The organism is Streptomyces sp. NPDC050315 (assembly GCF_040655775.1).
In the GTDB taxonomy this organism is placed as follows: Bacteria; Actinomycetota; Actinomycetes; order Streptomycetales; family Streptomycetaceae; genus Streptomyces.
The window spans coordinates 463,992-477,755 of sequence record NZ_JBFAKN010000003.1 but is presented as its reverse complement, the minus strand read 5'-3'; the positions used below and the strand labels follow the sequence as shown (position 1 = coordinate 477,755).

Below are 13,764 nucleotides of genomic sequence, written 5' to 3'. Positions count from 1 at the left end.
GGACCAAGGAGCGAGCACAGTGACAACGACAGTGCGGAGCCTCGGCAACGTGGATGTGGCAGCAGTCACCGACGCCCTTCGCCGGGGGAGCTGCGGCGAGGTCGCCGGGGACGCGGGGAGCCGGGCGCAGTACTCCGCCGACGCCTCCAACTACCGGCAGATCCCGCTCGCGGTGGTCTTCCCCCGCGAGCGCCGGCACGTCCTCAACACCCTCGCCGTATGCCGCCGCCTCGGCGTGCCGGTCACCTCCCGGGGCGCCGGCACCAGCACCTCCGGGCAGGCCGTCGGGCCGGGCGTGGTCATGGATTTCTCCCGCTACTTCAACCGGCTCCTCGCCCTCGACCCGCAGGCGCGCACCGCAACGGTGCAGCCGGGCATCGTCCTCGACGACCTGCAGAAAGCCGCCGCCGAACACGGCCTGCTCTTCGGCCCCGATCCCTCGACCCACAGCCGCTGCACGCTCGGCGGCATGATCGGCAACAATGCGTGCGGAACCCACTCCGTGGCCTGGGGCCGCACCGCGGACAATGTGGTGGAACTCGAAGTGGTCACCTACCGCGGCACCGTGATCCGGCTCGGCGAGATGACCCCTGACGAGATCGACGAGGCCATCGCCGCGGACGACGACCGCGGCCGGCTCATCGCCTCGCTGCACCGGCTCGCCCAACGCAACCTGGCGGCGTTGCGGACGAAGCTGGGCCGGTTCCCGCGCCAGGTGTCAGGCTACGCGCTGGAACACCTGCTGCCGGAGAACCGCTTCAATCTCGCCCGAGCCCTGGTCGGCAGCGAGGGCACCCTCGCAGTCGTGCTCTCCGCGACCGTCCGCCTCATCCCGCCCCCGCCCGCCCGGGCCCTGGTCGTCCTCGGCTTCCAGGACGCCTGCGCCGCCGCCGACGCGGTGCCCGCACTGCAGGAGCACCGGCTGCTGGCGCTCGAAGGGCTCGACCAGGCGCTGACCGACATCGTCACCCGGCCCGAGACCCGCGCGGCCATCGATACGCTGCCTGCCGCCCGGGCCTGGCTGTTCGCCGAGCTCGGCGGCACGGAGGACGAACTACCGGACCTTGGTCGGGCGTTGGCCGCTACGGCGGAGCAGAGTGCTGGCTCCACCGGCAGCGCCGTCATCACCGATCCCGCACGGGCCCGCCGACTGTGGCGCATCCGGGAGGACGGAGCCGGACTGGCCACCCGCCTGCCCGACGGGTCCGAAGCCTGGCCCGGCTGGGAGGACGCCGCCGTCCCGCCCGACCAACTCGGCTCGTACCTACGGCAGTTCACCCGCCTCCTGGAGCAGTACCGACTCCAGGGCGCCGTCTACGGCCACTTCGGCGAGGGCTGCCTGCACGTACGCATCAACTTCGACTTCACCACCGAGCACGGCAACGCCGTCTTCCGCGCCTTCCTCACCGATGCCGCGAAGCTGATCGCCGCGCACGGCGGCTCGCTCTCCGGCGAGCACGGCGACGGCCAGGCCCGCTCCGAACTGCTGCCGCTGATGTACGGGCCGGACATCATTGCCCTGTTCGCGGAGTTCAAGCGCGCCTGGGACCCGGACAACGGCCTCAACCCCGGCATGGTGGTGCACCCACTGCCCCTCGACGGCAACCTGCGGGTCAGCCCGCACCGCACCCCGCTCCCACTCACAACGGTCTTCCCCTTCCACGCCGACGGCGGCGACTTCGCCAAGGCCACCCGCCGGTGCGTCGGCGTCGGCAAGTGCCGCACCGCCACTCCCCGCGGCGATGTGATGTGCCCCAGCTACCGCGTCACCCGCGACGAGAAGGACTCCACCCGCGGCCGCGCCCGCCTGCTGTACGAGATGACCCAGGGCGAAGTGATCACCGACGGCTGGCGGTCCACCGAAGTCCGCGACGCCCTGGACCTGTGCCTGTCCTGCAAGGGATGCAGCGCCGACTGCCCGGTCGGGGTGGACATGGCCACGTACAAGTCGGAGTTCCTGCACCAGCACTACAAGGGGCGCATCCGGCCCGTCACGCACTACACGATGGGGTGGCTGCCGCTGCTGTCGCGGGCCGCCGCCCGTATGCCGCGCCTGGTCAACGCGCTGACCTCGTCCCGACTGGCCCCGATCGTCAAGCGGCTCGGTGGTATCGCCGCGCAGCGGAGCATTCCGCAATTCGCCGACGAGACCTTCCTGAAGTGGTTCCGCAGCCGTACGCCCCAAGGCGGCGGGCAGCGCGGCCCGGTCATGCTGTGGGTCGACTCGTTCAACAACCACTTCACACCGGACGTGCTCAAGGCCGGGGTGGCCGTACTGGAGAACGCGGGCTTCCGCGTCCAGGTCCCCGACGGTACCCAGTGCTGCGGACTCACCTGGATCACCACCGGGCAGCTCGGCGTCGCCCGCTGCATTGCCCGGCGTACCGCCGCCGCGCTGGGCCCAGCCTCCCGCGCGGGCATCCCCGTGGTCGGCCTGGAACCCAGCTGCACCGCCGCCCTCAAGAGCGACCTCCCCGAACTCCTCGACGGTGACGAAGACGCGCGCGCCCTCGCCCGGACCACCGTCACTCTCGCCGAACTCCTCGTCCACCAGGCGCCCGACTGGCAACCCCCGCGCCTGGAAGCGCACTCCATCAGCCAGACGCACTGTCACCAGCACGCCACCTCCGGCTTCGGCGCCGACACCGCACTGCTGCACCGCATGGGCGTCGACAACACCACACTCGATTCGGGCTGTTGCGGCCTCGCGGGCAACTTCGGCTTCGAACGCGGTCACTACGACGTATCCGTCGCGGCCGGTGAGCAGGTCCTGCTGCCGGCCGTACGGGCCGCCGCCCCCGACACTCACATCCTCGCCGACGGCTTCAGCTGCCGTACGCAGATCGCCCAGCAGACCGACCGCCGCGGCACCCACCTCGCACAACTCATCGCCCGCGCACTGCCTACCGACCTGCCTACCGACAAGGACAACGCACGTGACTGACGCACTTTCCCTCGTTGACGACTGGGGCCCCGAGAAGATCGTTGTTGTCTCCCACCGGCGTACCGGCATGAAAGGCGTGCTGGTCATCGACAACACGGCCCGGGGCATCGGCAAGGGCGGCACCCGCATGAGCCCGACCGTGACGGTGGACGAAGTCGCCCGCCTGGCCCGCGTCATGACCTGGAAGTGGGCGAGCGTCGACCTGTTCTACGGCGGCGCCAAGGCCGGTATCGTCGCCGATCCCGCCTCCCGCGACAAGGAAGCAATCCTGCGCGCGTTCGCCCGAGCGCTGTCCAACGAGGTGCCCCGCGAGTACGTGATGGGCCTGGACATGGGGCTGACCGAGAGCGACGCCGCGATCATCCAGGACGAGCTGGGCGACCGTGGGGCCGCTGTCGGCACCCCCGAACACCTGGGTGGCGTCGCCTACGACAAGCTCGGGGTCACTGGTTACGGCGTTGCCGAAGCCACTGATGCCGCCGCGCAGCGCCTCGGGCTGCCACTGTCCGGAGCCAGGGTGGCCATCCAGGGCTTCGGTGCCGTCGGTGCCGCGGCGGCCGCGCGGTTCGCCGAGCTCGGCGCCACGGTCGTCGCCGTCTCCACGGCCCACGGTGCGCTGCACGACCCCAGCGGCCTGGACGTGGCCGCCGTACTGGCCGCCCGCGAGGAGCACGGCGACGCCTTCGTGAACCGGCACTCACAAGGCGCCGCCCTCGCTCCCGGCCGGGAACTGACCGTCGACTGCGAGATCCTCGTGCCCGCCGCCCTGCAGGACGTCATCGATGACGAAGTGGCCCACCGGATCAAGGCCGAACTGGTCGTCGAGGGCGCCAACTTGCCCACGTCGCCGCAGGCCCAGGAGATCCTCGCCCAACGCGGCATCACGGTGCTGCCGGACTTCATTGCCAACGCCGGCGGTGTCGTCGCCGCCGCGTTCGCCATGGATGCCCGCTACTCCGGGTTCCGGCCCGAGGCCGCCACCATCTTCGAGACGATTTCCGGTCGGCTGCGTGCCAACGCCGTCGCCGTCCTCGAAGAGGCCAAGCGCCGCGGCACGGATCCGCACACGGCCGGCCGCGGCATGGCCGAGGAACGCGTCCGCACCGCCATGCACAGCAGGGGACGCATTCCCCGGTGAGGCGGCGTTGAGCGGGTGACGCCTATCCTCGCCGGGTGAGTACCAGCAGCCGCAGCCAGCACGTCCGTGACGTTCAGTCCTCCGGGCAGCCGTTCCGTTCTCCGGTCGTCGCGGATGTGGTGGTGACGGCGGCCGTGCTGGCGCTGTCGGTGTGGAACAGCGTCAAGAATCCGTACCTCGGGCCCGCGGCGCCCTGGGCGAATCTGCTGCTCGCCGGTGTGAGCGCGCTGCCGCTGCTGCTGCGGCGCCGGGTGCCCGAGGTGGTGCTCGTGTTGGCGTTCGTCGCGGAGACGCTGCACCTCTCGATCTTCGCCCTGCCGTGCGCGTACTACGCCGAGGGCGCGTACCGGGGGCCGCGCAGCCGCCGGACGGTGTGGGCGGCGGCGGGCGCCGGCCTGCTGTACGTCATCCCCTGGAGCAACGCCGACGCCTGGTCGCATCCGCGTACCCTGCTCGGCGGGTTCCTGGTGAACTTCGTCCTCGCCATGCTCGTGCCACTGCTCCTCGGCCTGTACGTGGGCGAACGGCGGGCCGTTCTCGCAGGGCTGGTGGAACGGGCCGAGCGGGCGGAGCGGGAGCAGCGGCTGCTGGCCGAGGCCGCGCGCGCCGAGGAGCGGCAGCGGATCGCCGGGGAGATGCACGATGTCGTCTCGCACCAGGTGAGTCTGATCGTGGTGCACGCGAACGCGCTGGCCGCTGTAGCACACGACCCGAAGGTCACGGCCGAGGCCGCGGAGATCATCCAGGCGGCCGGGCGGCAGGCGCTCACGGAGCTGCGCGAGATGCTGGGCCTGCTCAGGGGCGGACCGGAGGACGGGGAGGGGGCGGGTCCCGGGGACGCCGGGCCCCGGGCGGAGGCGTCCCCGGCACCGGAGCCCGAAGCGCGCCCCGGTGCCGGGGACGCCGTCGAGCGGATCGCCGCGCTCGCCGACAGCTCCCGGGCCGCCGGGCTGCCCGTCACCCTGCATACCGAAGGCGAGCCCCGGCCGCTCGCCGAGCCGGTCGAGCGGGCCGCGTACCGGGTCGTACAGGAAGCGCTGACGAACGTGCACAAGCACGCGCCCGGTGCGACGACGGACCTCCGTGTCGCGTACGAGCCGCGGACGCTGCGCGTGAGTGTGACCAACGGCCCGGCGGGCCGCCCGGCGGAGGGCGCCACCGACGGCAGCGGCCCCCTGCTGCCCAGCGGCGGTCATGGGCTGATCGGGCTGGGCGAGCGGGTGCGGCTGGCCGGCGGTGACATCGAGACGGGCGCGCTGCCCGACGGCGGCTTCCGAGTACTGGCCACGCTCCCCGCGTCCCCGCGACCGGGCGGCTGAGACGGGCCACCGCGACCGGCCGCCTGACGCGGGCCCCGCGATCAGCCGGCGTCCCGCCAGTCTTCGAGGTGCCGCAGCAGCCGGTCGTACTGCCGGGTCCCCGCGTCGACGGCCAGGTGGGCGCCGCGCAGTACCTGGCACAGCTCGGCGGGGGAGAGGCGCGGACGCTGGGCGCGGAGCCCGTCGGAGAGTTCCTGGCTGTGCCGCGGGTCGATCCGGGTGTGCGCGGTGAAGTAGAGGCGGGTGTCCTCGTCGTGCAGGCCCACCCGGTCCATGCCCTCCAGGAGCAGCCGGAAGTGCGGCTCGACCCAGCTCTCGAAGACGAAGAAGCAGCCGTACGCGGCCTGGGTGCGGGACGGGCGGGTGAGCAGCGCCGTGAACAGGTTGGAGGTGATCTTGGCGTACCAGGGATGGCTGTTGCGGTAGCGGGCCAGCTCCTCCCAGCCGGCGACCGAGCCGAGCTGGCGGCGCAGCCAGTACGTGTGGAAGTTCTCCAGCCGGCCGCGGCCGCACTCGTCCCAGAGATTGGCGGCGGCGACCGCCTTCTGCTTGCCCTGCAGCCCGACCACGAGAAGCGCGACCTCGTCGTCCACGACCTCGTTGCGGATCAGCTCGCAGCGTATGAAGTACTCGATCTGGGCGCGGGTCGCGTCCCGCGCCAGGTAGCGGAAGAGCGGGTGGGAGACGCCCGGGTTGTCGGCGGCCAGCGCGTCCAGGTGGTCGGCCGCCGCCTCCTGCGCGTGGAGTTCGGGGACCGGCGCGGGCGTGGCCCAGGCGTCGAAGAGTTCGCGTTCCAGCCGGGTGCGGGCGGCGAACAGCGCGATTTCGAGGTCGTCGTCGCGGGTGAGGGTGGCCGGTCCGTCGCGGTAGCCGAGGGACCGGGAGGTGAGGGTGGCCAGGTGTTCGTGCAGGAATCGGCCGTGCGCCTCGGGGTCGGTACGGAGCCGGGCCAGCAGCTCCGTCTGGGCGTCGGCCGGTGCGCTCAGGAACCGGGCCAGTTCGGGGGCCAGCCCCCGGAAGGGCCGTACGGGCGGCCAGTACAGGTCCTGCAGGGGCGGTGCCGTCATCGGAATCCTCCCTTCTCCGCGATGCGCAGTGCGTTCGCGGCGATGGTCAGGCCGGGGTTGACGGCTGCCGACGACGGGAACCACGAGCTGTCGGCGATCCAGAGGTTGGCCAGGTCGTGTGCCTTGCACATCGGGTCCACGACGCTGGTGGCCGGGTCGGTGCCGGCGACCGCCGTACCGCACTGGTGCGAGGTGACGTCGATGCCCATGCGCCGCGCGGAGATCAGCGGGTAGCCGGCCCGGCGCATCATCCGGGCGGTACGGCGTACGAGTTCGCGGTGCGGCGCGAGGTTCACCGGCCGCCATCCGACCCGGATCGCGCCGCTCGGGCCGACCGTGACGCGGTTGTCCGGGGCCGGCAGGTCCTCGCTCGTGAGGTAGAGGTCGACGCTGTGCCGGGTGAGGAAGTCCCTTACGGGAGTGGGGAGATGGGGGAGAAGCCCGCGGGCGGTGGTGGCCTGGAGCTTGCCGAGGGCCTGGACGTTGCCCAGCGGGCCGTGCGCGCCGTTCGCCAGGTACCAGTCGTTCAGGCCGAGCGTCTTCTGGAAGACCGTCCGGCTCGGGCGGCGGGGATCGACGGCGACGAGGAAGGTGCTGTTGTGCACCATGTAGTTGCGGCCGACCTGCCCGGAGGAGTTCGCCAGACCCGCGGGCCGGTCGGTACGCGAACGCAGCAGCAGCGCCGCGGTGTTGACCGCGCCACAGGCCAGTACGTACCGGTCGGCGCGGATGCGCAGCTCACTGCCGTCGTGCCGGGCGGCGGCGAGGATCACCCGCCGCCCCGTTGGATCGGTCCGCAGCCCGGTCACGGTGGTGCGGGTCAGCAGCGACACCTTCCCCGAGGCCAGCGCGGGCCGCAGCGCGCACACCTCGGCGTCGCTCTTGGCGCCCAGCAGACACGGGAAGCCGTCGCAGGTGGCGCAGCGCACGCACGTCCCGTCCGGGCGCAGGTCGATCCCGGTGGGCAGGTCGAAGGGGGCCAGGCCCTGCGCCCGCAGCGCGTCGGCCAGCGCGGCGACCGCCGGTTCGTGCGGCACGGCGGGATACGGGAAGCCGGCGGACCGCCAGGGCTCGGTGGGGTCCTGGCCGACCGTGCCGTGCACCCGGTAGATCCGCTCGGCCTCGGCGTAGTACGGCTCCAGCTCCGCGTACGAGAAGGGCCAGGCCCGCGAGAGGCCCTCGGCGTGCCGCACCGAGCCGAAGTCCGCCTCTCGAAAGCGCGGCAGGGTCGCCCCGAAGACCTTGGTGTTGCCGCCGACGTAGTAGTGCTGGTTCGGCTGGAAGCGCCGTCCGGTGTCGGCGTTGTACCACTGCTCCGCGTTGCGGTAGCGCCGCTGCGTGAAGACCGCGTGCGGCGACCAGTTCTCCGCTTCCCGGGGCAGGAAGTCGCCGCGCTCCACGACGAGGACGCGGGCACCGGAGTCGCGCAACGCGTACGCCAGGGTGGCGCCGCCCATGCCGGCCCCGATGACCGCGATGTCACAGTCCACCTCGGGGCCGGACGGCCGCAACAGGCCCGGCACGTCCGGGCGTTGGCCACTCTTCATGGATGCCTCCTTACCGGGCCCGCTGCCGAGGCCGTGAGGTGCCGGGCGGCGATCTCGTGGGCGAACGCCATGATCGTGCCCTGGGGGCTGATGCCGGTCGGGCCCGGCAGTACCGCGGCGTCACTGACGTACAGATTGCGGAAGCCGTACGGGCGGCCGTCCGTGTCGCACACCCCGCCCCGCTCCGGCGGCCCCATCGGGCAGGACGCCATGGCGTGCACGGAGACCAGGTCCCAGCCACGCGGGTCGGACCGGCGGGCGAACTCCTCGACGGTGCGCGGCGAGTTCAGCACCCCGAGCGCCGGCGGATACAGCTCCACGGCGCCGGCCCGGAACAGCAGCCGCGCGGCGCGTACCAGCGCGAACCGCAGCAGGTCCACGTCGTACGGGGTGAGGCGGTGGCGCAGCACGGTGCCCGCGCCGGGGAACCGGCCGACGCGTATCCGGCCGGTCATCCGGACCTGCACGGTGAAGACGGCCATCCGCGGCAGATCTGCCAACGCCGCGTCGACCACGGCGGGGCCCTGGCGCGCGAGCGCCGCCGCCAGCGATCCGGGCGTGAGGTTGGCGGCCATGACGTGAATGCCCAGCCCGCCGAACTCGCTGAGCTGGGCGGTGAAGATGGTGCCCCGTTCGGCGTGCAGCGCGGTGCCGAAGCGGACCGGCAGCCGCAGATTGACGTGGAAGGCCATGGCGCGCCCCGCCGTCCTGCGGTGGATGCCACTGCGCTGGAGGAGCGCGGCGCTGCCCACGGCCCCGGCGGCGAGGAAGACCGTACGAGGTCGGTACCGCAGCGGTGCACCGTCCGGCCCCACGGCCCGTACGGCGCGCACCGTACTGCCGTCGTGTTCCAGCCGTACGGCCCGCACGCCCGGTTCGATCCGCGCGCCGTACCGCTCGGCCTCCGGCAGATACGTCGTCGCCATCGTCCGCTTGGCGCCGGACGGGCAGCCGGTGGGGCAGCGGTTGCGGTGCGCGCAGCCCGGTGCGGCACGGCGCGCGAGCGTCCAGCCCCAGCCCAGCCCGTCGGCCGCGGCGGCCAGCAGCCGGGAGTCCTCGTTCCCGGCACCGTGCCGCTGCGCGTCCACCGCCAGCCGCCGGGTGATCTCGCTCAGATGCCCGGCCAGGTGGCGGAGCCGGTAGCCGTCGGTGCCGAGGCCGTCCGCCCAGCGGTCCAGCAGCCCGGCCGGCGGCTCCCACAGCAGTCCGCCGTTGACCACGGTGGTGCCGCCCACGCAGCGGCCCTCGCCGTACGGGATGACGGGGCTGCCGAAGACCGGGGTGAGCCCCGCGTTGCGGTACAGGCGGCGCAGGCTGTCGGCCGGTGCGGTGGCGGCGAGTTCGGCGGGGGAGACCCGCGGCCCTTCCTCCAGTACGCGGGGGTGGCGGCCCGCCCTGGCCAGCTCCAGCGCGGCGACGGCCCCGCCCGCACCCGAACCGATCACCAGCGCTTCGCAGTCGATGTCCCGTGCGCGGCGGCCGCTCATGACGGCGCTCCCGTCCGGACGGAAGGCGGCACGGGCGGTCCGGACGGCGGCACGTGCGGCGGCGCCGCGCCCGCCACCAGGCGGTCCGGCCCACCATCCAGCCCGCCGTACAGCGCCAGCGCCTCCGCCGACCGCAACAGCAGCCCGCACCCCGGCAGCCGCGCCAGCCGCTCGCTCCCGCGCACCAGCGCTTCCGGTCCGGCGAGGGGCACCCACCGGCCGGTGACCAGCACAAACGCCAACGGCAGGAGACGGAGGGCGAGCCCGGCCGCGATCCGGTACGGGCGTGGCTGGGCCCGCAGGCTGCCGGTCACATGCGCGGCGGCGCGCTCCAGTGCCGCCGCCTCCCGCAGCACCGGATGGCGCGCGGCCCACACCGCGGGCAGCCCGCTCGCCGACAGTGCCCGCTCCAGAGGCGCCGCGGCCCTCATCGCCGTGCCGCCTTGTCCTTGGCGAACGCCGCCAGCAACCGCGGCGCGCCCTGGTCCAGTACGGCGTCCAGCGCCGCCAGGAACACCTCGACCTCCTTGTCCCCGGCCACCAGTGGCGGCGCGACGATCAGTGGCAGGCCGTGGTTCGAGCCGTAGAACGCCAGCACGTCGTGCTCCCGGTACAGGCCGGCGATCACGGCGGCGGTGATCAGCTTGAGCCGCAGCCGGGGGTCCCGCGCGAAGGAGCCGGGCAGCAGCCGCAGTACGCGGTCCAGCGCCGGATGGCCGGCCCGCAGGAACACACCGTGCAGCGCACCCCGCCCGGCCGTGCCCGCGACCAGCCCCGGATGCCGGGCGGCGATCCGGGCCAGGCCGGCGGCGAGCTGCTCGCCGATCCGCACGGCCCGGCCCGGATAGTCGTCCTCGACCGCGATGGCCACCGCCTCCAGCGCCGTGACGGTCTCCTCACCGAAGCCGTAGTACGTGGTGCTGTGCAGCGTCGCGTCGGCGAGGTTGTCGTACGCGGCGCGGAACAGCGCCTCGCGCGCGATGTAGCCGGAGATCGACGCCTTGCCGCCGCCGAAGGACTTGGAGGTGGTGAGCACGTCCGGGACCAGGTCCGGGTAGCGCATGAAGTGGAAGAGCGTGCCCGTCCGGCCCCACCCGGTGTACACCTCGTCGAAGACGAGCACGATGTCCCGCTCCGTGCACAGCCGCCGCACCTCGCGCAGGAACTCCTCGGAGCACTCGCGCAGTCCCGAGGCGCTGAACGGCTCCAGCACCACCGCATACACATCGCTGCCGCCGTCCCCGGTGGTGTGCCGCTCCAGGGCGAGGACGAAGGAGGGCAGGTCGTCGTAGGCGAAGGAGTCGGTGCCGGGCAGGCCGGGGAACGGGAAGTCCACCTCCGGTGACGCGGTCAGGCTGCCCGCGCCGAGCAGCTTGCCGTGGAAGGCGATGTCGGAGTGGAGCACGGTGCCGCGGCGGCCGCGGTGGTACTTGTACGCCAGCTTCACCGCGCCCTCGACCGCCTCGGCGCCGGAGTTCGGGAAGTAGCTGATGTTCAGGTCGCCGGGGAGGAGTCGGGCGAGATTGTGGCCGAGCGCGGCGACGTAGGGGGAGAGGAAGTTCTTGTGCACCTCCATCGCCTGGCGTTCGGCGAAGCGGCGGCGCGCGGCGAGGATGCGCGGGTGGTTGTGCCCGTGGTTCAGCACGCCGATGCCGCCGGTGAAGTCCAGGATCCGGCGTCCGTCGCGCAGGGTGATCCAGCAGCCCTCGGCGCGTTCTGCCAGGTCGTGCCCGAAGCCGAAGGAGCCGATCAGCGACGCCTGGCTGCGGCTGACATAACGGCGGTACAGGCCGTGCACCTGACGTGGCGTCATGTACTGGCAGTCCTCGGCGGTGAAGAGGTCGGTCATGAGGCCGCTCCCGTGGTGAGCGGGGCGGGGTGCGCGGGCCGGGCCGCCGCGGCCCGGATGCGGTCGGCGATCAGCCGGCCGGCCCGCTGCCCGCCCCGGAGGGCGTAGTTGGTGCCCCGGTCCTCGGGGAAGACCTGGGCCATGCCGGCCAGATAGAGGCCCGGCAGGGGGCTCTCGGTGGCGGGGACGGTCCGCGAGTAGTACCGGGTGATCACCGGCTGGGCGTGCGCCGCGCGCCACACGTGCCACCCGCGCACCCACTCCTCCCGGAATGCGGGGAACATCCGGCGCAGATGCAGCAGGCTGTAGCGGTAGACCTGGTCGTCCGGCATCCGGTACAGCCCGGTGCCCGCCGGCAGGTACTTCGACAGGTAGACCACGTGCCGTCCCCCGTAGTGCCAGGCCGGGTCGAGGTTGGTGTGCTCGATGACGCCGACGTAGGGGAAGCCGGGGTCGGTGACGTTGAGCCAGTAGGTGTCCGAGAGCGGGCGGTCGTTCTCCAGTACCAGGCAGATGTTGGCCAGGTACGGGATCGCGGCGAGCTGCCGCCGCAGGCCGGGGACGGCGGGATGGGCCGGTTCCTGTCCGGCGAGCAGGGCGGCGGCCGGACCGGGCGCGGTGGTCACCAGTACCCGTCGAGCGGAGTACTGCGCGCCGCCCGCCCGTACGCCCAGCACCCCGCGCGGCCCGGCCAGTACGTCCGTGACCGGACAGGATGTACGGATGCGGACCCCCAGCCGGGCCAGCTCCGGGAGCCAGGCGGCCAGCAGCGCGCCGCAGCCGCCGCGCAGGTAGTACAGCACCTCGCGGCCCGCGCGGCTGCGGCTGCCGCCGCGCAGATGCAGCTTGGTCCACATCCAGGTCGCGCCGACCTCCGGCGCGTACTCCCCGAACTTGCCCTCCAGCAGCGGCCGCCAGACCCGGTCGTACACCCGGCGGCCCGCCAGCCCCACCAGCCACTCCTCGGCCGTCAGCGCCTCCAGCTCACGCCAGTGCCGCACCCGCCCGGCCCGCAGCACCGACCGGCCGAGCCGGATCCGGTCGGCGGGCGGCAGCGGCGCGAAACGCAGTACGTCCAGCGGCGTGGACAGCCGGTGGATGCCGCCCGCGTAGTAGAAGCCGGTGCGGCCGCGGTGCTGCTCCACGAGATCACCGCAGCCCAGCTCCGCACAGAGCCGGAAGATGTCCGTGTCGGAGGCGAACCAGTGGTGGTAGAAGCGTTCCAGCTGCCGTCCGCCGACCGGGAAGGTGCCCGCGAGGCCGCCCACCCGGTCGTCCGCCTCCAGGACCAGGCAGCGCAGCCCCGCCCGGCCCAGCTCGTGCGCCGCCGCGAGCCCGGTGAAACCGGCGCCCACGACGATGGCGTCCCAGTCGCCGCCGGGTGCCGTGGTCATCGCGCCGTCCCGGAGCGCGCTACCGCCAACTCCCGCACCGTGGCGCCCTGTTCACTGTCGGATTGCGGCGGGTGCCGTTCCAGCAGGACGTACGGCGGCCGGCCGCGCAGCTCGCGGTGGACCAGCCGCAGATACTCGCCGAGCAACCCCAGCAGCACCGCCTCGCAGCCGAACGTCCAGGCGGCCAACGGCAGTCGGTGGCGGCGGACGGCGGCGGTCATCGCCGCGCCGCCCAGCCAGGTGAGGCCGATGACGGCCGGTACGCGGGCGGGCGCGGGCGAGCAGGACACCAGGCCGCGCCGCGAGAGGTCGGCCATCTTCCGCAGCGAGTACTTCGACCGCCCTGCCGGGCGCGGCAGCCGCTCGTACGCCACGCTCGTCTCCGGGAACCCCGCCCAGCACACCGACCCGCGCAAGTACGGTTCCCCTTCGGGGAGTTGGGTGAGTACGTGGACGACGGCCCGGTCCAGCAGCCGGAAGTCGCCGGTGTCCAGGGCCACCGGCTGATCGGCGAGCGCGGCCAGCAGCCGGTAGTAGACATGCGCGGTGACCACCTTGAAGCGGCTCTCCCCGGCGCGCGAGGTGCGCCGTGCCGACACCACCGACCAGCCGGCCCGCCACCGCTCGACCAGCTCCGGGATCAGCTCGGGCGGGTCCTGGAGATCGGCGTCCATGGTGATCACCGCGTCCCCGGCCGCGGCCCGCAGCCCGGCCAGTATCGCCTGCTGGTGGCCGAAGTTCCGGGTCAGCCGGAGGAGCCGGACCGCCGGATCGCCGCCGGTGACGGAGGCCAGCGTGCGCCAGGTGCCGTCCCGGCTGCCGTCGTCGACGTAGACCACCTCGTGCGCGCAGTCCGGGAGGCGGCGCAGCACGGCGGTGAGCCGCCGGTGCGTCCGCTCCAGCACCGCCTCCTCGTCGTAGCACGGCACCACCACGCTGATCAGCGGGGTCGAGGGCATGTCGTCTCCTCACGTCGGGCGGGGCCCCGGCCGGTTCGAGGACGGCCGGGACCCGCGTCA

General features: G+C 73.2%; 10 protein-coding genes. 3 read left to right on the top strand and 7 right to left on the bottom strand.

Annotation, left to right across the window (positions count from 1 at the left end; translation table 11 throughout):
* Positions 1-19: 19 nt before the first annotated feature.
* From AB0I82_RS13415 to AB0I82_RS13405, 3 genes are read left to right on the top strand one after another with little or no spacing between them, the layout of a single operon-like run.
* Positions 20-2,944, top strand: a complete 2,925-nt coding sequence (locus tag AB0I82_RS13415) for an FAD-linked oxidase C-terminal domain-containing protein (RefSeq protein ID WP_363257345.1) — start codon at positions 20-22, stop codon at positions 2,942-2,944.
* A complete protein-coding gene (locus tag AB0I82_RS13410) occupies positions 2,937-4,082 on the top strand; it encodes a Glu/Leu/Phe/Val dehydrogenase dimerization domain-containing protein (protein ID WP_363257344.1) in 1,146 nt (381 codons plus the stop codon). Before AB0I82_RS13415 ends, AB0I82_RS13410 begins: the two co-directional genes overlap by 8 nt.
* A 35-nt stretch (positions 4,083-4,117) precedes the next feature.
* Positions 4,118-5,401, top strand: coding sequence for a histidine kinase (locus tag AB0I82_RS13405; protein ID WP_363257343.1), 1,284 nt, complete (start codon positions 4,118-4,120; stop codon positions 5,399-5,401).
* Positions 5,402-5,442: 41 nt separating this feature from the next.
* Here AB0I82_RS13405 and AB0I82_RS13400 read toward each other — a convergent pair whose 3' ends face one another.
* The 7 genes from AB0I82_RS13400 to AB0I82_RS13370 are packed head-to-tail and all read right to left on the bottom strand — an operon-like array spanning position 5,443 to position 13,704.
* Positions 5,443-6,468: an iron-containing redox enzyme family protein gene (locus tag AB0I82_RS13400; protein ID WP_363257342.1), complete on the bottom strand. Its 1,026-nt coding sequence runs from the start codon at positions 6,466-6,468 to the stop codon at positions 5,443-5,445.
* Positions 6,465-8,015, bottom strand: a complete 1,551-nt coding sequence (locus AB0I82_RS13395) for a GMC family oxidoreductase (RefSeq protein ID WP_363257341.1) — start codon at positions 8,013-8,015, stop codon at positions 6,465-6,467. Before AB0I82_RS13395 ends, AB0I82_RS13400 begins: the two co-directional genes overlap by 4 nt.
* On the bottom strand, positions 8,012-9,502 hold the full coding sequence (locus AB0I82_RS13390) for a GMC family oxidoreductase (protein WP_363257340.1): 1,491 nt from the start codon (positions 9,500-9,502) through the stop codon (positions 8,012-8,014). The genes AB0I82_RS13395 and AB0I82_RS13390 overlap by 4 nt, the downstream gene beginning before the upstream one ends.
* On the bottom strand, positions 9,499-9,933 hold the full coding sequence (locus tag AB0I82_RS13385) for a hypothetical protein (protein ID WP_363257339.1): 435 nt from the start codon (positions 9,931-9,933) through the stop codon (positions 9,499-9,501). Before AB0I82_RS13385 ends, AB0I82_RS13390 begins: the two co-directional genes overlap by 4 nt.
* Positions 9,930-11,351 carry an aminotransferase class III-fold pyridoxal phosphate-dependent enzyme gene (locus AB0I82_RS13380; RefSeq protein ID WP_363257338.1) on the bottom strand — a complete coding sequence of 474 codons (1,422 nt, stop codon included), beginning with the start codon at positions 11,349-11,351 and terminating at the stop codon, positions 9,930-9,932. The genes AB0I82_RS13385 and AB0I82_RS13380 overlap by 4 nt, the downstream gene beginning before the upstream one ends.
* Complete coding sequence (locus AB0I82_RS13375; protein WP_363257337.1) at positions 11,348-12,745, bottom strand: NAD(P)/FAD-dependent oxidoreductase; 1,398 nt, start codon at positions 12,743-12,745, stop codon at positions 11,348-11,350. The genes AB0I82_RS13380 and AB0I82_RS13375 overlap by 4 nt, the downstream gene beginning before the upstream one ends.
* Positions 12,742-13,704 carry a glycosyltransferase family 2 protein gene (locus tag AB0I82_RS13370; protein ID WP_363257336.1) on the bottom strand — a complete coding sequence of 321 codons (963 nt, stop codon included), beginning with the start codon at positions 13,702-13,704 and terminating at the stop codon, positions 12,742-12,744. Before AB0I82_RS13370 ends, AB0I82_RS13375 begins: the two co-directional genes overlap by 4 nt.
* Positions 13,705-13,764 lie beyond the last annotated feature (60 nt).